Raw genomic sequence first — 17050 nt, 5'->3', positions numbered from 1 at the left:
GAAAGAAGAACCAGCTTGAAAGGAGATCGAAGATATGGGGGTGGCAGAGTTAGAGAGGTTCTCCGAGCTTGTACCCCACCTTCTGGGCACCCCTCACAAGAAGATCTTCTGGGTCGATTACGACGAAGAGGCAGGCGTCCTGTACTTCAGCTTCAAACGGTCAAGCCATGTCGACAACACCGAGGACGACGTCATCATCAGGTGCGAGAAAGGCGAGATGGTGTGGGGATTGCAAACCTCGACGCCTCAGAAAGGGCCCGCGCCGAAAGGGACCGGACACGACCCGATACTCGGTATACGAGCCGCCTGCCCCAGAGCCGATATATACTAAAACCGACCTAAGTTAACCTCAATGAAGTCCTTGAGCTATCGAGTCCTGCTCAAAAAAGAGCCGGAAGGATGTTACAGCGCCATCGTCCCTACCCTTCCCGGATGCGTCACCTTTGGGGAGACGATAGACGAGGCGATCCAGATGGCAAAAGAGGCGATCGAGGCCTACGTCGAAAGCCTCGCAGCCCGGGGCGAAGAGGTCCCCACCGAGGAGGGAACTCTCGAATGCACCTTGACGATTGAGGCCCATGCCTAAGCTGCCCGCCATTTCTCCTGAAAAACTGGCCAGGGCGCTGGATAGGTCCGGCTTCCTACTGGAGAGGGTTAAGGGAAGCCATCACGTCTACTTCAATCCCCAGACCAATAAGACTGTGGTAGTCCCGTTCCACGGAAGGGATCTACCCAAGGGCGTCTTGAACGAGATCCTGAAGCAGGCGGGCATAACCAGAGAAGAGCTCTTGGAACTGTTATAGGACCACAGTTGGGTTCTCAAGCCATCCTGATCAAGAAAAGATAACTGCAAAATGGAAGAAACTCCGAGGCGGCCTAAGCGGCCTTTTCGCCCTTCTCCGCCGCCTCCTTAGCCATCGTCCCGAAGAGCTCCTCCAGCTTCACCTTAATCTCCTTAATCGCATCGATGCCCGGACCCCCGACGTCCAGGGGCGACTCTCCGGCGAGGTCCGCCTCCATGAAGTTTCTGTCGAAGGGGACCGTCCCCAGGACGGGGACATTCATCTCCGCGAGCTTCTCCTTGATCTTCGTCTGCTCCTCGGGGGCCTTGCTGATGACCGCCATCACCCTCTCGATCCCCAGGTCCTTTGCGAGCTTCTTGATCCTCTCCAGGGTCTCGACGGAACGAAGGCCCGGCTCCACGACGGCGATCATGACGTCGACCCCCTTCGTCGTCCCGCGTCCCAGGTGCTCTATCCCCGCCTCCATGTCCAGGATGACCAGGTCCTTCTCCCGGAGGATGACGTGTCTGAGGAGCGCCCGCAGGAAGGCGGTCTCGGGGCACATGCAGCCGCTTCCGCCGGTGTCGATCGTCCCCATGACGGCCAGCTTTACCCCGTCGGGGCCGATGCAGCCGCACTTCTCGATGACGTCGTCTACTTTGGGGTTGAGCTTGAACATCCCAAACTCGGCGCTCGCCCTCTCCTGGACCATCTCCTTGTAGTCGGTGATGGGCCGCGGATTTTTGGCGACCCCCAGGGCGGAAGCCAGGTTCATGTCGGGGTCTGCGTCTATCGCGATGACGTTGTACCCGTCCCGGGCGAAGAGGCGGGCTAGGGTTCCGGCGAGGGTCGTCTTCCCGACGCCCCCCTTTCCAGTTATGGCTATCTTGATGGTAAGACCTCCAGGAAGTTGAATATCATCTCAGATTGGATCTCGGCTTGGATCTTCCCAGCTCAGATCTCCTGATATATATGGGAGGATCACAGTTTATATCGCTTCTGGATGGGCCGCCGGCCGGGGGCGGATCGGAGAATAGGGGAACGATGGGGATGAAGAAGGACGATGGGGATGAATACCGAAGAAAGGATGGATAGCAGGGACATTGAAGGGAGCCGTCGGGAAGGGGGGGCAAAAGAGACGCCTTCTACATCCCGGCCCCCGGATTGTCCGGCCAGCGGCCTCGGCCCCTTCGCCCCGGAGCTTCTCAGGAAGAGGTACCTTCGGCGGGACCTCACAGGGAACGTCGCCGAGACCGCCGAGGAGATGTTCAGCCGGGTCGCCCGGACCGTGGCGAGAGCCGAAGGGAGGTTCGGCGGAGATCGCCAGAGAGCTGCATCGAGGTATCGGGACGCCATGACGGAGGGGCTCTTCCTCCCCAACTCCCCGACCCTGATGAACGCGGGCCTCTCCCTGGGGCAGCTCTCCGCCTGCTTCGTCCTCCCGGTGGAGGACTCCATGGACGGGATCTTCGGCGCCCTGAAGGAGATGGCGAAGATCCACCAGAGCGGCGGGGGTACGGGCTTCTCCTTCTCTCGCCTGCGGCCGAAGGGCGACCCCGTCAGGGCGACCGGAGGCGTCGCCAGCGGCCCCGTCTCCTTCATGGAGGTCTTCGACGCCGCAACCGAGGTGATCAAGCAGGGGGGCCGCAGGCGCGGGGCGAATATGGCGGTCCTGCGGGCCGACCACCCCGACATCCTCGACTTCGTCCGCGCCAAGGAGAGGCCTGGAAGGCTTCAGAACTTCAACCTCTCGGTGGGGGCCAGCCGCGACCTGATGGCCAAAGCCCGGTCGGGGAAGGACTTCAACCTCAGAAACCCCAGGACCTGCCAGGTGGCAGAGACGATCGACGCCGCCGGCCTCCTCCGGGAGGTCGCCGCCAACGCCTGGAGGCGGGGCGACCCCGGGGTCCTCTTCCTCGACAGGATCAACGACTCCCACCCCCTCCCCGGGACGATCGAGGCGACAAACCCCTGCGGCGAGCAGCCGCTTCTCCCCTACGAGTCCTGCAACCTCGGCTCTGTCAACCTCTCCCGCTTCGCCGGAGGGGGCGAGGTCGACTGGGACGGCCTCGAAGGAACGGCCCGCCTCGCCATCCGCTTTTTGGACGACGTCATCGAGGTGAACCGATTCCCCCTCCGGAGGATCCGGGAGGCGACCCTGAAGAGCAGGAAGATCGGCCTGGGGGTGATGGGCTTTGCCGAGATGCTCATCGAGCTGGGCATATCCTACGCCTCAGAAGAGGCCGTCAGGACGGCGGAGGAGACGATGAAATTCATCGCCGCCGTCGCCAGGGACGAGTCTTGCCACCTCGGCGAGGAGCGCGGTTCCTTCCCGCTCCTGGAGGAGAGCAGCCTCGACTGCGACGCCATGAGAAACGCCACCGTCACCACGGTCGCGCCGACGGGGTCGATCAGCCTCATCGCCGGGACGAGCCCGGGGATCGAGCCCCTCTTCGGCCTATCCTACTCCCGGGACCTCCTCGGCGACGAGATGGTGGCGACTAGCCCCCTCTTCGAGAGGATGGCGAAAGATAGGGGGCTTTACACCGACGGCCTGATCCGCCACGTCGCGGCGCGGGGGACCCTGGCCGGGGCCCCAGGAGTCCCCGACGACCTGCGGGAATTGTTCGTCACGGCGATGGAGGTCGCACCGGCCCAGCACGTCAAAATCCAGGCGGCCTTCCAGAGGTTCACCGACAACGGCGTCTCCAAGACCGTCAACCTCCCCCCGGAGGCGACCGTCGAGGAGGTCATGGAGATCTTCACCCTCGCCGACGAGCTCGGCTGTAAAGGGATCACCGTCTACCGGTATGGCTCGCGAGACCAGCTCCTCCACCTGGGGGTGGGGAGAGGGGCCATAGCGGATACCGATCCCCGCGGCCTCGGCTGCCGGATCTGCGACTGAAGGGCGCGCCACCCCTGACCCCCCTGACCTCCGACCCCTCCCTCCCTCCCTTTCCCGCCAACAGAACCTCCGATAAGCCTTAAACCCCCGAAGATCCATCCTCCAAACATGAAGATCGGGATCGCCGACACCAACTTTGCCCGGTACGACATGGCCAGGGCCGCCATCAAGGAGCTGAAGCGGGGCTGCTCCGCCGAGATCGTTCGCTATACCGTCCCCGGGGTCAAGGACCTCCCGGTAGCCGCCAAGATCCTGATCGAGGAGCGAGGCTGCGACCTGGTGATGGCCCTGGGGATGCCGGGGCCAAAGCCGATCGACAAGACCTGCGCCCACGAGGCCTCGACGGGGCTGATCATGGCGCAGCTTATGACGAACACCCACATAATCGAGGTCTTCATCCACGAGGACGAGGCCGAATCCGAGAAAGAGCTAGCCACCCTCGCCGAGCGGCGGACCCGCGAGCATGCGCAGAACGTCATCAAGCTCCTCTACTACCCCGAGAGGCTCACCCGGGAGGCGGGGACCGGCCAGCGGGAGGGGTTCGAGGACGCGGGGCGGGTGGGGTACTGAAGGCATTAAGCCCTGAAATTTTAAGAAATGATAACTGTGCAGACTGGAACTCCATTGGTCATCGGTTAAGCCAAACAACCGCATTGAATTGCCCGCCGATAGCGGTTCTCTAAGACAAACAATTAAAAATTTATCTAAATCGCCTGCTGATTCCCACGTTTAGATATCACACACAGGGTATTCATCGCGTCGTTTTTCATGGCATAGGGTATATTGAAATATAATTTAATAATGAAAAGAATAACTCTTTACATAGAAAACTATCAAAATACCCTTAACCGATGACAAATGACTGGAACTCTAAAACTCAGCTCAAAAAAGGCCTAATATTTCTCTATCGGATCAGATTTGGCAAAGATCTCGGATGCGTTGATGAGAATACGTGTATTTATTTAAGCGAGCATAGGCCGTTAACCCCTAAGAATCTCACTAGTTAAGCAATATTCATAGTATTAAGGATGATACTTCTAATTTCTGGTGGGATATTATTTTTAGCCCAAAATTGTGCAATTTCTTTGCCTAATATGGGTTTTCCAGGAAATACATGTTCATTGCCAAATCTGTAGTAATAGTCGTCAATAATCTTAGATGTCGCTTTGCCTCTAGCTCTATTTTCATCAATATATTTAGCATCAATGCCTATTCCTGGGTCTATTTTTTCTAGAATTTGAACTAATGTGTCCGATTCTACATAATCTTCAAATTCTCCATTTTTGAGGATATGATAACCTCCAAATTTAAAATAACCTGCCCTATCTAAGTCTATTATATCCATAGATTTATCAATATCGCACACTAGATAGAAATAAATTTCTTTATATATGAGCATTGATAAGACTGATTTTAAATTTTGTTCTGAATATGGATATAGATGGATTCTATGCGCAATCATCGGATATCCCATGGATTTAAATAATATTGGGTACGCGCTAATCTCTGTCGGACCTTCTACCAGCAATAAAACTTCTTTTTGAGTTGAAATCGGCTCATTAACGATTGAATTCTTAAGCCAATGGACAATATTTCCTCTGCCAATCTCCTTTACGACATCTATAGTCGAAACAATATAGATATTGTCACGAGAAGGCTGACCGATTATTACTGCTTCTACACCAATAGAGTAAACCTTAATTACTTTTAGTTCTTCGCCAATAAACCCGTTTATAAATGCCATTATTTGGCATATATCTGAATATATAGCGATTTTATTATCGACTTTAGGAATGTAATGAACTAATAAATAATTATCTTCAAGTATTATATCTTTTATATTGTATTTTTCTTTTAAATTGAAAATGCCATTCTCTAATGCAGTTTTTGCCGTCTTAATAAGCTGATTGATATCGAAGTTGTCCAATAGAGTTGTTTTTCTTTTGTCCATCGATTCGTCTCCAAGAACCTCAGTGGTGATCTTTTGTGGAACACATATATTTATAGATTCTGAGGATAATTCAGATACTCGTAAAATTTATCTTTTCGAGAGGATATTAATTGATTTTCCAAACAAAGCGATCCATTTGCTAACCATATCAAAATCGATTCCTGCCAGCGAAACCCATTTCAATCAAAACCGCTCTCCACCGCTTATTATTGTATATTATCGTACATGATTGGAGCATAGATCGATTTGAATCCAAGAGACCTCGCACCGATGCACCCAAACGCTTACAATTCACCGACCCGGAGGCGGCCCTGATCTTCCTCGCGCCGCGGCCTTGCCCGGCCCTTCCGGCCCCGATTATCCTCATCCTCGCGATCACCTTCTCTGCAATACCTTGATCCTCCTCGCCGTCCGCGTCTAGGTCATCTTCATCCCCGGACGAAGGCGTCCCCTATCCCCGCCAAGAGAATATACTTTGACCGCAACCTTAGGAGAATATGGCCAGAGGAAGCTCGATTGTCGGCAGAAGCGCCCGGAGGCCCCTTACATGCCCAAGCTGAAGATCCGGGGCGGGGACCTGGACCTGGTGGAGTACGAGTTCAGCCCCTTCTCCCCCGGCGAGAAGATCAAGGCCCTGGGGATCGGTGGCCGGACCCTCGCCCCCCCGGGAGGGGGGATGGCGACTGACGGAGAGATATCCAAAACTCTCCAAAAGCGCATCCGTCTGATGACATCCTCTTCGTGAATTCTTCCGTCCGTCCCGGCAGCCTCCTTGAAGCCCCGACGCTATTGAGGGGTTATATCGAATAGAATAAATATCCGATAACGCCAACAGATAGCCGATAAAAGGAGGATAGTCGATATGCCTGACCAATCGACTCAGGGATCGGGGAGAAACAAGGCAAACAAGCGGAAGAACAACAATCCCAGTGCCTGCGTCTGCCCTCGGTGCGGCTTTGAGATCGAGAAGACCGCTGGCGTGAACTGCCGTTCGATAAAATGTCCGGAATGCAGAGTTCCTCTTATGGGCAAATGACCGTCTGATGCTCGCCCCTGACGCTGACAAGGCCGGCCCCGTCCGGACCTGCCAGATCCCCAGAACTTCGATTCGAGGACCGCCAGGCATCCCTGATATCTCAGGCGTCTCTGGCATCCCCCTTTTTTCGAGCTATCTATAAGACCGCAAAGGAGCCGAAGGGGGCTGATGACGAGGATCGATAGAAATACCAGGGCGACGACGCAGCCGGGCTTGGGACGCCAGAGGCCGCCTATCGATACGAGGACGACGATGACTCTCGGGCAGGGGTGTTATCTTGAGCAGAACTCTCCGGAGATATCACCGGAACAATATCATATCTCCCTTTCCGGCCGGATCATCTGAAGAGGTTGCCTCCCCGGTCCAGGAGGAGGTGGAGGTTGTAGCCTAAAAAGGAGGCGAGGGCGATGAAGAGCGCCTCGCCGGGTGCCGCCTCGAAGCCGAACCGGACGATGGCGAAGGCGATGAGGGCGTAGACGGCGGCGAAGACCGAGGAGTGGACGACGCCCCGGTGGTCTGGCATCAGGACCCGGAAGAGGTTCCAGCCGACGACGGCGGCGATAGCCGCTCCAAACCAGGCGAGGGAGAGGTTGATGATCGGGTACGGGGTCAACGTGAAGACGAGACCCAGGTTCTTGAAGGCCGATATCCCGACGGCGACGGCGACGAAGGGCTTGATCACCCTGTGGATGAGGGCCTCGGGATGGTCTATGTCCGGCAGGTCCGAGCCGATGACGTAGAAGACGTAGCCGAGGGACATCGCCATGAAGGTCAGATCGATGGGGAAGCCGAGGTATAAGTCCAGAGCCGCCAGAAGGAAGATCGCTATCGGGTACGTTAAAATGCCCGCCAGGACGTGCTCGTCGTAGTTCAGGGCCGCCGCCCCCGACCCAAAAACCGTCCCTCCTCCGATATCTCCGGCCCGAAGATCTCCATCCAACTCACCCCTTCAGGTCGGAAGCGACGACCGGCGGAGATTTTACCCTTTCCCTCCGCCGGAAAAGCGCGAACTCACTCCAGGGGCCACTCGCCGATGGCCGAATCGACCTCCTCCATCAGCCGGATCGTCTCCTTCAGGGCGACGATTATCCTCTGGTAGTGTGTCAGTTCGTCGTAGGAGAGCTGCCTTCCCCTCCGGTCCTTCAGCCACTTATCGCAGACCTGGTAGCCGCCTACCTGATGCTCCCAGACCTCGGGAGGGACGCCCTCGAAGTACTGGCTCTTGTTGATGTAGACCCGACCCGCCTCAAGGACGGCCCCATCTTTCGATCCCGGCTCCGTCTCCCCCGGCGCGAAATATTTCGGGCGGCCCTTCTCCACCCGGTTGTCCCCGACGACGGGATAGCGGGTGGTAGGCTGCCCCAGAAGGGGAGATTCGAGGAGATGGAGCCCCACCAGCTCGCCGCCGAGCTTCACCAGCCGGCGGAACTTCGAAAGGTCAGACGTCAGGGGCACCCTCGGGAAGTCGATCTTCAGAAACTCGGCGTACCTCTCCCGATAGCTCGGCGAGTGGAAGACGGCGTAGATGTAGTCGAAGACGTCCTCCGGCCCGAAGGTCGCCTCACGGTCTACCCCCCCGTCTATCCTGCGCCAAACGGCCACATTCCAGGATAATTATATACCTCTTCAGAGCCAAAGTTGAGTTGATGGAGAGCATAGAAGAGCTGATGGAAAAGCTCCCACCAGACCTCCAGCAAGAGGTCAAGGATTTCGCCCGGTTCCTGGTGGAGAAGAAGGCGAAGCCGAGACGAAAGAAGCTCCGTCTGACCTGGGCAGGGGGCCTCCGGGAGTTTCGCAACCAGTATTCATCACTTGATATTCAAAAGAAGTCTCTCGAATGGTGGGGCGACTGACCCTACCAGCAGAAACCCGCTTTTGATGGTTTGATGCTCTTCAGATCCCAATCCCTCGATCCAGCCCCGCCGCTCGAGCGAGGCCGACCGCCTCGGCGTACTCCCGCAGGGTGATCGGCCGGCTCAATTCCGGATAGCTGTAGGCCTTGTAGCAGGGGTGGTACTGGGCCATGACATTGAGGTAGGTCTCCGGTGAGACCTCCTCGGCCAAAAAACGGACGACCTCGGCGGTCCCGGCCAGGTTCTCAGGCAGGACCAGGTGGCGGACGAGGAGCCCCTGGATGGCGACCCCGTCGTCGTCGACCTCCAGGGGGCCGACCTGCCGGTGCATCTCTCGGATCGCCGCCTTCATGATCCTCGTGTAGTCGGGGGCGTCAGAGTACTTTTTTGCGGCCGAGTCGGTCCCGTACTTGGCGTCAGGCATGTATATGTCGAAGATCCCGTCGAGGAGCCGGAGGGTCTCGACGGAGTCGTACCCCCCGGAGTTGTAGACCAGGGGTACCAAGAGGCCCATCGCCGCCGCCTCGCAGAGCGCCTCCAGGATCTGCGGGACGAAGTGGGTGGGGGTGACGAAGTTGATGTTGTGGCAGCCGCCTTCCTGGAGGCAGATCATCATCTCGGCGAGCTTCGCCGGCGAGACCTCCCGCCCTTCCCCCAGATGGCTGATATCGTAGTTCTGGCAAAAGACGCATCGGAGGTTGCAGCCGGTCATGAATATCGTCCCCGAGCCGCGGGTCCCGACGAGGGGCGCCTCCTCGCCGAAGTGGGGGGTGAAGCTCGATACCCGGGCGAGCCGTCCGCTGCGGCAGTACCCCACCTCCCCCGCCAGCCGGTTCACTCCGCAGGCCCGAGGGCATATGTCGCAGCTTTCGAGACTGTCGAGGGCAGCCTCGGCCCGCTCCCGCAAGGTCTCTTGGGGCATCTGGTTGTAGCTCGCCAAGGGGGATCACCTCAAAATCGGTCTCTTGAATTTACTTCATCTCTGATGGTAAATACTTTTGGCGGTGGTCTATTTTTTACCTCCCGACTCACCCTCGCCAAAAGAAAGCCGGAAATATGGAGAGCGTAATCGGTAATACGTCAAAATATTGGTCAGACGGAGATCCGCACCGGGAGATGATCATGAAGACGAGACAGCTTAAGAGAGAGGATTTCGAAGGGCTCTTCGAAGAGAAGATCCTGGAGAGAGGCTGGAGGTACTTCGAGGAGGATCGGGTCGACGACCCCATCATCGCTGACGGCGTCGTCCGGGCGAAGGTCCACGGGACCGCCAGCTACGCCGTCGAGGTCGACCCGGAAAGGATGATCCTTTTCTGCTCCTGCCCCTACTTCGACACCTACGGCAACTGTAAGCACCTCGCCGCCCTCCTCTACCACCTAGCCGATGACCCCGAGGTCGACTCCCTCGACGAGACGATCCGAATCCTTGAGAAGAAGTCCAAGAGGGAACTCGTCACCCTCCTACAGGGGATCATGCGCGCCGAGCCGAAGCTCAGGCATCTTCTCACCGGAGACCTCGGCGACCTCGATAGAGAGGTCCGGGGACTGAAAGAAGGGTTCCTCGATGCCGACCCCGACCTATTCGTAGAGAAGGAACGACGTCGAAAAGGGGATCAGAGGAACCTGATCCCCTTCGGCATCTCCCCGAACCTATCCCGGAACGCCTCCGGCCAGTTCTCGGGGTCCAGACCCTTCTGGGCGAGGAAGGCGCTCGCCCACCGCTCCAGGCCGACGCCGGAGCAGCCGCTCCATAGGGGGTCGCCGGACTGGGCCTTGACGTTGAACCCCCTCGGGTACTTGTCGCCGTTTATGGAGAGGTTCTGAAACTCGATCCAGTCGCCGTTGTAGGGGAGCAAGGCCTCGTAGTCGACGGTCCCGGCCCCAGTCATCTCCGCAAGGCCGGTCTTGCCCTCCTGGGCCATGAACCACGGCGTCACCCACGCCATCCGCCACCGAAGCTCCAGGATCTCCTCGAAGATCCTCCTGTAGCAGTCTTTGAGCTTTTCGGCCTCTTCCTTCACCTGCTCCTGGGTCCCCATCCAGACGATCTCGATCCTGTGGAACTCGTCGACCCTCTCGATCCCGTGAATCCCACCGCTCTCGTAGCGGTGGCTCGTCCCCGACCGGTCGAAGATCTTGATGGGGAGGTCATCACTGGGAAGGGTTCTCCCCTGGAAGAATACCCAGGATGGGGGGCACTGGGCGTAGCACATCCCGCCGATGGGGTTGTCGATCTTCTCCTTGATGAGTTCCACGGGGACCTCCCGGGTCACCTTGTAGTGGTCCATCACCTCGGCCCAGAACTCGGGGTCCCGGGTCTTGGGGGGACAGACGTAGTAGATCTCGGGGTATACGCCCATGGCGTGGCCGCTCTTCTTCCAGACGTCCCAGGTGACGAGCTTGGGAAAGATCATCTCTCGGTAGCCCAGGGGGCCTATCATCTCCTCGAGGACGATCCTCTCGAAGGCCCGGAAGAGGTGGGTCCCCTCGGGGCCGTAGATCCACTGCCCCCGGCTCGCCCCGTGCTTGATCCACCCCCTGCCCACCATCTCCTCGGTGGGGTCTTTCTCGAACTTCGCCGGCCGCTGCGGGCTCTCCCAGAGGAGCTCCCAGTGCTCCGCCTTGCCGCCGTAACCCTGGGATGCGATCTTCTCGTCCAGGAGGCTCACTATCCTGTCGGGGACCTGGTTTCGGAGGTCCGCCTCGTCGACCTCCAGAGAGAGGGTCAACGTCCCGTCCCGGTGGACCATCTCCCGGACGTGGGGAATCTTGTGGTCGATGGAAGTCTCCGATTCGACCTCGATCTCGTACTTGTTGACCTCGATGCCCCTGACCCCGATCCTGTGCTTCTTTCCCAGAAGCTCCGCGAGGGGCCTTCGGAGCCGGAGGACGGCGTCGTGGGCCCGGACGTACCGGTCGCTCTCGATGACGACGGATATCTCCCCATCGTCGAGGTCCCATCCCAGGACCCGCGCCCCCTTCCCCTCGGCCGCCCCTTTCTTCAAAAGGTCGGCGGAGCTCTCTAAGAACTCCCGGACGTCCCCTTCGGCGCCTTTCGCGTCGGCGCTGAGCCTGTAGCTCGCCTCCAAATGAAACTTCACGTCCCCACCTCTCGATTCAAAAGATCTTCTGCAATCTTGACGTTCGTGATCAGGTCATCGGCGGTGGCGAGGACCGTCCCCGCCCTCTCGGCGGAGAACACCACCTCGAACTCGCCGACCCCGACTTTGACGACCATCCCCGGCAGGTTGTCGGGGTCGAGGGAACGGGCGACCGCCTCCGCGCCATCCCCCTCAAACCGGAGCCTCGCCCGGATCATCCCTTCCTCCCTCCGGCGAGCTGCCTTGCCACCACCTCATCGACGATCTTCATGAACTCCTCCTCAGTACCCAGGGGGACGGAGGCGCCGCTGGCGACGCTGTGGCCGCCGCCGTTCCCGCCCACCTTCTTCGCCCCCTCCTTGAGGGCGACGGAGAGGTCGAGGCCGCAGAATACGAGAAGCCTGTTCCCCCGGGCAGATACCTTGACGATCCCCTCGGACCTGTTCAATATGACCATCGGCTTGTCGGCGTAAAGGTAACGGACGCAGAGGCCGGAGACGACCCCCGCAGCATCCATATCGTCGAGGATGGCGTACCTGAGGTTCTCCGTCTCCTTCAGCCTCTCTTCCACCTGCCGGACCTCCGAGAGGGTCTTCGCCCTGTAATCGTGGTCGATATTTATGCAGTCCGCCAGGAAGGACCGATCCCTCATGCAGAGGGTCAGGGCGCGCCCCGCCTCCTCCATCTTGCCGCAGGAGTTCAAGATCCACATCAGCTCGAAGGCGTTCTCGACGACCTCCCTCTTCAGCCGGATCGTCTCCCCCACCACAGAATCAGCGGCGAAGGACCCCTGCATCAACACCTTCAGGACGAGAGCCGTCGAGAGGCGGGATAGCTCCTTACGCCCAAGTTTGGGAAGCTCGCCTGCGACCCCCACCTCTTCGAGAAAAGCCCTCGTCTTCTCAACATCGCCGGTGGTATCCAGAAGGGGGTCGAGGGCTGTCGCCAGGACGGACTCCAGGGGGCCGTCGTCCATCTTGAGGCCTGGGCGGACCTCCACCACCCCAGAGTTCGCCGCCTCCTCCAGAATCGTCCGGTTCGCCCCCATCATCATCTGCCGGTCGCCTAGGGCCCCCACCAGGGCGAGCCCCGCGAGGTCGACGTTATCTCCCATCTCCCGGACGACGGTGTATACGGTGCCGGAGGCGGAGATCTCGAAGGCGCCGTCCACCCCCACCAGGTGAGGGTTGACGTGGAAGCAGTCGAGGTCACCCACGGGGGTGTGGTGGTCGAAGACGAAGACCTCCCCCTCTATCCGCGATACGAGATCGGGCTTTCCGCTCCCCATGTCGCAGAAAACCACCGGTGGCTCGAGGGCGTCGACGACCGAAGGGTCGAGCCTGCTGACGAGGGAGGCGTGAAAGGGTATATCCGCCCTCTGGAGGGCGGTGCAGATCAGGCCCGCCGAGGCGATCCCGTCGGCGTCGTTGTGGGATATGACCCTAGCGCAATCACACTGCAAGAGGGAGCTGGCCGCGGCCTTTGCCAGCTTCTCCAGCCGTTTCATGTGATGAGCATCTCAGCGGTCTCTGGCTTGTACTGCCAGTTCGCAGGCAGCAGTCCGGTACCGCGATAGTACTTTGCAAGACGTCTGATCTTGTTCTCGGTGAGCTGCAGCCACCTTCTGTTGTGGATGTCCTTCTTGTTGCTGGCGAGGTGTTTTCTCATGCCGATCGCCTTTCGCATCAGGTTTGCGAGGTCCTCGGGAATCTCCGGCACCTCGGCGTTATCCCTCAGGTACCTGGTGAGCTTCGTCCCCAGGATCGGCTTGACGCTGGGCACCCCGTACTGGTCTCGAAGGGTGAGCCCGATCATGGTGGGTGAGATGCCGTTCCCGTAAAGCCTGAGAACGTGCTTTCCCAGCTCCTCCTTGTTCATGTCGCACCACTCGGGTGGCGTCGATCTAAAAGGCGGCCTCGACCTCGAGGACCCCTTTCTTCTGGTGTGCATTCTGGCCATATCAAATCCTCATTATAATCTCAAGTCAGATAAAGGCGAAGGTAAGCATCCCAGCCTACCAAGCGATAAAAAGGTTGCGCCCTCCAGGATGGAGGCCCTTATATATTCTACGTCTCCATCTCCGACCATGCTCCCCCCGTTCATGGACCCCCTCTTCTACATCCTGGGAAAGGCGGTCTTCGTCGCCGCGCTGGCGGTCCTAGCCGCCGCCTTAGTCGGGGCGGTCCTCATCGCCTACTCCTTCAAGACCGGCCACTTCTTCATGGCGCGGATCATGCTCACCTTCGTATCCCTGCTGGAGAGCCTGATAAAGGCGATATTCAGGACCTTCGGTGCCGACGACGCCATCGTCGACGAGGTGGGGGTGAAGCTCCGTAACTACATCAACCAGGAGAAGTTCCGGAAAGTCCCCCGGGAGGATAGGGCGATCTTCATGCCCCAGTGTCTCCGGTCCATCGACTGCCCGGCGAAGCTCACCCCAGAAGGGTTACTTTGCATCAACTGCGGCAAATGCGGCATCGGTGCCGCCAAGGCCTACGCCGAAGGGCTCGGATACAGGTTCTTCGTCGCCCCGGGCTCGGGGGTGATTAAGAGGATGATCAAGAAGTACAGGCCTGGGGCGATCGTCGGCGTCGGCTGCATCATGGAGATAAAAGAGGGGGTCGACCTCTGCCACAGGTACGATATACCCGCCATCGGGGTCCCTCTCCTCACCTCCGGCTGCATATCGACGAAGCTCGAATGGGACCGGTTCTACGAGACGATATCCGATGGGGAGAGGTCCGGACCGGCCCATGATGATGAGCCGGCACGATAATTCAGCCTCTTGACCTCTCCTCCAGAGCTCGGATCACCTCTCCAAGCCGTTCGATCTCCTCGCCGTACTCGGCCCAGTTCCCGGCCCGAAGCTCCTCTTGCGCCGCCCGATAGTGCGATCCTGCCCTGACTATCAGCTCCTCGCTGGACAGCTCGTCCCTCTCGATCTCCGTCGCCGTTCGTTGGACCTCGGGGGCGAGGTCGAAGATCTGGCCGAGGGCCGCCTCCAGCGTCTCCTCCATCACCAGCCTGTTGCCGTAGGATACGACGACCCTCCGCAGCTCCGGAAGCTCCCCGATATCCGCCCGGAGGTAGAGGGGCTCGACGTAGAGGAGGCTGTTATCTATCGGTATCACCAAGAGGTTGCCCCTGATGACTGTGGACCCCATCTGGTCCCAGAGCGTCAGCTGCTCGGAGATCTCGGTGGACTGGTCGATCCTCGCCTCGATCTGCATCGGCCCGAAGACGAGCTGATCCTTGGGGAACCGATAGACCAGGATATCGCCGTAGTTCGGCTGGTCGCAGATGGCCGACATCCAGGCGATCATGTTGTTCCTAGACCTCGGGGTGAAGGGCTGGATCAGCATGAACTCCTCGCCGAACTCGCTCTCGGGGATCTTCATGATGACGTAGTAGGGCTCCACCGGCTGCCGCCCACCCTGGTATATCTCCATCGGCGTCTCCCAGGCGTCCTCTTTGTTGTAGAATATCTGGGGGTCGGTCATGTGGTAGTTCTGGTAGATCCCGGCCTGGATGCTGAAGAGGTCGACGGGATACCTCATGTGGGCCATAAGCCCCTCCGGCATCGAGCCGATGGGCTGGAAGAGGTCGGGGAATATCGCCTCGTAGGCTTTTACGATGGGATCGTCCTCGACGACGTAGTAATAGACCGTCCCGTTGTAGGCGTCGACGGCGACCTTCACCGAGTTTCTGATATAGTTGAACCGCCCCGTCGGCTCCGAGTACGGGTAGCGGTCGGATATGGTGTAGGCGTCGATGATCCAGAAGAGACGGCCGCCCTCCAGGACTATGTAGGGGTCCCTGTCGTAGGCGAGGAAGGGGGCGACGGTCCTCGCCCTCTCCAGAATGTTCCTGTGGATCATGATCCTGCTCTCACGGGTCAGCTCGTTGCTGAGGAGGATCTTGGGGCTCATATGCCTGTAGGCCATGAGGAGCTTCATCAACGGGTCGAGGAGGACGCCGCCGGTCCCGGCGTAGGTGGTGTAGACGTTCTGGTCCCCCATGGGATAGTCGAATTCCAGGACGTTGGTGTTGACGATGACGTAATCCATCCTCCCCTCACCGTAGTAGATCTCGGGCCTCGTTATATCGCCGAGGATCGACTCCGGCGGCAGGTTCTTTATGAAGAACTCCGGAAGCCCTTCGGCCGTCGCCGCGTTTACGGGGCTCATGGCGATCCCGTAGCCGTGGGTGTAGAAGAGGTGGAGGTTCTGCCAGGTCTTCGCCTGCTCAGGAAGGCGATCGGTGGATATCTCTCTAGCCGAGAGCATCACCTGCCTCTTCTTCCCGTCTATCTCGTACCTGTCGACGTCTACGTCCATAAACTCGTAATAGAGGCGTATCTCCTGCAGCTGCTTGTAGGTGGTGAGGAGCGGTCTCCAGTCCCAGATCCTGATGTTATCGACCGTCTCGGCGTTTCTCCTGATATCAGCGCCGGTGAGGTTGTAGTCGACGGGAAAGTCCCTCACCTCGATGTTGTCGAGGCCGTAGGCCTGGAGGGTGTAGTTGATGTTGTGGGCTATGAACGGCCGCTCCAGAGATAGCTCGTTTGGGGATACGCTGTACTGCTGGATGACAAGAGGGTATATCGTCCCCGCGGCGCCAGCCCCCACCACCAGAACAGCGATCGCCAGGGGGATCTTCGACGACCTCTTCCCTGCGGCGAAGAGGAAGAGGAGGACGGCGGCGAAGAGCGCCACGGCAGCGAAGACGTAGAGGAAGGGGAGGCGCGCGTAAACGTCGGCGTAACCCGCGCCGAAGACGACGCCTCCGCCGGAGTAGAGGATCTCGTACCTGTCCAGGAGGTACCGGAGGGAGAATAGGAGCGCCAGGATCCCCAGGAGGGCTCCGATGTGGCCGAAAGCCCTTTCGGGGATCGACCTGGCTATCTCGGCATAATCCCTCTCCGCCGGGTCGAAGATCAGCCGGTCGGCGTGGAGGTAGAGGTAAGCTCCGGCGGTTATAGCCAGGTTGACCATGACCACAAAGAAGATCGCATACCAAAAGGACCAGAGGAAGGGCAGGGTGAAGACGAAGAACCCTATGTCCATCCCGAATAGAGGGTCAGCCACCCCGAAGGGCTGGGCGTTCAGGGCCAAAAGAACCCTCTCCCACCCCTGCTGAGCCACAAGTCCGAAGAATATCGATATCAGGACCACGGCCCATGATAGGTGCCTCGGCCTGTTCCCGATCAGCCTCAGGTTGGCGAGGCTCACCGCACCGAAGGCAATGGTCGCGACGAGGAAGAGGGCGATCCTCGTCGTTATCATGGTTTCATAAACGCTGGAGTAATCTAGGGTCGCAAACCACCGCCATTCCGTCAGGATATAGGCAATCTGACCTGAAAAGACCAGAAAAAGCATAAGGGCCAGAAAGACCCCGCGTTCAAACCTCATAAAAACACCTC

19 protein-coding genes and 1 pseudogene are annotated in these 17050 nt (G+C 58.8%); 10 read left to right on the top strand and 10 right to left on the bottom strand.

Going from position 1 to position 17050, the window contains the following annotated elements; genetic code table 11:
• Positions 1 to 34: 34 nt before the first annotated feature.
• From P0O24_RS02105 to P0O24_RS02095, 3 genes are read left to right on the top strand one after another with little or no spacing between them, the layout of a single operon-like run.
• Positions 35 to 331 (top strand): DUF2283 domain-containing protein, encoded by a 297-nt coding sequence (locus tag P0O24_RS02105; RefSeq protein WP_316968084.1) that lies wholly within the window; start codon positions 35 to 37, stop codon positions 329 to 331.
• A gap of 21 nt (positions 332 to 352) precedes the next feature.
• Positions 353 to 586: a type II toxin-antitoxin system HicB family antitoxin gene (locus P0O24_RS02100; protein ID WP_316968083.1), complete on the top strand. Its 234-nt coding sequence runs from the start codon at positions 353 to 355 to the stop codon at positions 584 to 586.
• On the top strand, positions 579 to 803 hold the full coding sequence (locus P0O24_RS02095) for a type II toxin-antitoxin system HicA family toxin (protein ID WP_316968082.1): 225 nt from the start codon (positions 579 to 581) through the stop codon (positions 801 to 803). Before P0O24_RS02100 ends, P0O24_RS02095 begins: the two co-directional genes overlap by 8 nt.
• Positions 804 to 876: 73 nt before the next feature.
• Here P0O24_RS02095 and P0O24_RS02090 read toward each other — a convergent pair whose 3' ends face one another.
• A complete protein-coding gene (locus P0O24_RS02090; protein WP_316968100.1) occupies positions 877 to 1662 on the bottom strand; it encodes an ATP-binding protein in 786 nt (261 codons plus the stop codon).
• 189 nt (positions 1663 to 1851) lie between these two features.
• Between P0O24_RS02090 and P0O24_RS02085 the strand changes: the two genes are divergently transcribed.
• The gene (locus P0O24_RS02085) at positions 1852 to 3687 is read left to right on the top strand and encodes an adenosylcobalamin-dependent ribonucleoside-diphosphate reductase (RefSeq protein ID WP_316968081.1); all 1836 of its coding nucleotides are present in this window, start codon (positions 1852 to 1854) and stop codon (positions 3685 to 3687) included.
• Between the two features lie 108 nt (positions 3688 to 3795).
• Positions 3796 to 4257 (top strand): riboflavin synthase, encoded by a 462-nt coding sequence (gene ribC / locus P0O24_RS02080; RefSeq protein ID WP_316968080.1) that lies wholly within the window; start codon positions 3796 to 3798, stop codon positions 4255 to 4257.
• Positions 4258 to 4690: 433 nt separating this feature from the next.
• Here the strand turns inward: ribC and P0O24_RS02075 are convergent, their stop codons facing one another.
• A complete protein-coding gene (locus tag P0O24_RS02075; protein WP_316968079.1) occupies positions 4691 to 5638 on the bottom strand; it encodes a hypothetical protein in 948 nt (315 codons plus the stop codon).
• A gap of 547 nt (positions 5639 to 6185) precedes the next feature.
• On the opposite strand from P0O24_RS02075, the gene P0O24_RS02070 reads away from it, so the two are divergent.
• On the top strand, positions 6186 to 6383 hold the full coding sequence (locus P0O24_RS02070; protein ID WP_316968078.1) for a hypothetical protein: 198 nt from the start codon (positions 6186 to 6188) through the stop codon (positions 6381 to 6383).
• 117 nt (positions 6384 to 6500) lie between these two features.
• Positions 6501 to 6674 carry a hypothetical protein gene (locus tag P0O24_RS02065; RefSeq protein WP_316968077.1) on the top strand — a complete coding sequence of 58 codons (174 nt, stop codon included), beginning with the start codon at positions 6501 to 6503 and terminating at the stop codon, positions 6672 to 6674.
• 337 nt (positions 6675 to 7011) lie between these two features.
• Here P0O24_RS02065 and P0O24_RS02060 read toward each other — a convergent pair whose 3' ends face one another.
• Both P0O24_RS02060 and P0O24_RS02055 read right to left on the bottom strand, forming a co-directional pair.
• Positions 7012 to 7614 (bottom strand): metal-dependent hydrolase, encoded by a 603-nt coding sequence (locus tag P0O24_RS02060; RefSeq protein WP_316968076.1) that lies wholly within the window; start codon positions 7612 to 7614, stop codon positions 7012 to 7014.
• A 71-nt stretch (positions 7615 to 7685) separates the two neighbouring features.
• Positions 7686 to 8276, bottom strand: a complete 591-nt coding sequence (locus tag P0O24_RS02055; RefSeq protein WP_316968075.1) for a type ISP restriction/modification enzyme — start codon at positions 8274 to 8276, stop codon at positions 7686 to 7688.
• A gap of 44 nt (positions 8277 to 8320) precedes the next feature.
• Between P0O24_RS02055 and P0O24_RS02050 the strand changes: the two genes are divergently transcribed.
• The gene (locus tag P0O24_RS02050; RefSeq protein WP_316968074.1) at positions 8321 to 8527 is read left to right on the top strand and encodes a DUF2281 domain-containing protein; all 207 of its coding nucleotides are present in this window, start codon (positions 8321 to 8323) and stop codon (positions 8525 to 8527) included.
• Positions 8528 to 8567: 40 nt separating this feature from the next.
• Here the strand turns inward: P0O24_RS02050 and P0O24_RS02045 are convergent, their stop codons facing one another.
• Positions 8568 to 9467 carry a radical SAM protein gene (locus tag P0O24_RS02045; RefSeq protein WP_316968073.1) on the bottom strand — a complete coding sequence of 300 codons (900 nt, stop codon included), beginning with the start codon at positions 9465 to 9467 and terminating at the stop codon, positions 8568 to 8570.
• A 116-nt stretch (positions 9468 to 9583) separates the two neighbouring features.
• Here P0O24_RS02045 and P0O24_RS02040 point away from each other — a divergent pair.
• A pseudogene (locus P0O24_RS02040) lies at positions 9584 to 9898 on the top strand (SWIM zinc finger family protein); the annotation flags it as partial.
• A gap of 242 nt (positions 9899 to 10140) precedes the next feature.
• On the opposite strand, the gene P0O24_RS02035 reads toward P0O24_RS02040, so the two are convergent.
• The 4 genes from P0O24_RS02035 to P0O24_RS02020 are packed head-to-tail and all read right to left on the bottom strand — an operon-like array spanning position 10141 to position 13587.
• On the bottom strand, positions 10141 to 11628 hold the full coding sequence (locus P0O24_RS02035) for a serine--tRNA ligase (protein WP_316968072.1): 1488 nt from the start codon (positions 11626 to 11628) through the stop codon (positions 10141 to 10143).
• Entirely contained in the window at positions 11625 to 11846 is a 222-nt protein-coding gene (locus P0O24_RS02030; RefSeq protein WP_316968071.1) for a KEOPS complex subunit Pcc1, read from the bottom strand. The genes P0O24_RS02035 and P0O24_RS02030 overlap by 4 nt, the downstream gene beginning before the upstream one ends.
• Positions 11843 to 13135, bottom strand: a complete 1293-nt coding sequence (locus tag P0O24_RS02025; protein ID WP_316968070.1) for a DHH family phosphoesterase — start codon at positions 13133 to 13135, stop codon at positions 11843 to 11845. Before P0O24_RS02025 ends, P0O24_RS02030 begins: the two co-directional genes overlap by 4 nt.
• The gene (locus P0O24_RS02020; RefSeq protein WP_316968069.1) at positions 13132 to 13587 is read right to left on the bottom strand and encodes a 30S ribosomal protein S15; all 456 of its coding nucleotides are present in this window, start codon (positions 13585 to 13587) and stop codon (positions 13132 to 13134) included. Before P0O24_RS02020 ends, P0O24_RS02025 begins: the two co-directional genes overlap by 4 nt.
• 127 nt (positions 13588 to 13714) lie before the next feature.
• On the opposite strand from P0O24_RS02020, the gene P0O24_RS02015 reads away from it, so the two are divergent.
• On the top strand, positions 13715 to 14404 hold the full coding sequence (locus tag P0O24_RS02015; protein WP_316968068.1) for a DUF116 domain-containing protein: 690 nt from the start codon (positions 13715 to 13717) through the stop codon (positions 14402 to 14404).
• Between the two features lies 1 nt (position 14405).
• On the opposite strand, the gene P0O24_RS02010 is transcribed toward P0O24_RS02015, so the two are convergent.
• The gene (locus tag P0O24_RS02010; protein ID WP_316968067.1) at positions 14406 to 17039 is read right to left on the bottom strand and encodes a UPF0182 family membrane protein; all 2634 of its coding nucleotides are present in this window, start codon (positions 17037 to 17039) and stop codon (positions 14406 to 14408) included.
• Between the last annotated feature and the right edge of the window lie 11 nt (positions 17040 to 17050).

Origin of the sequence: Candidatus Methanocrinis alkalitolerans, from assembly GCF_029167205.1 — an archaeon.
GTDB lineage: Archaea > Halobacteriota > Methanosarcinia > Methanotrichales > Methanotrichaceae > Methanocrinis > Methanocrinis alkalitolerans.
Note: the sequence above shows the minus strand (reverse complement) of the source record. Positions and strands in the feature narration are given on the sequence as shown.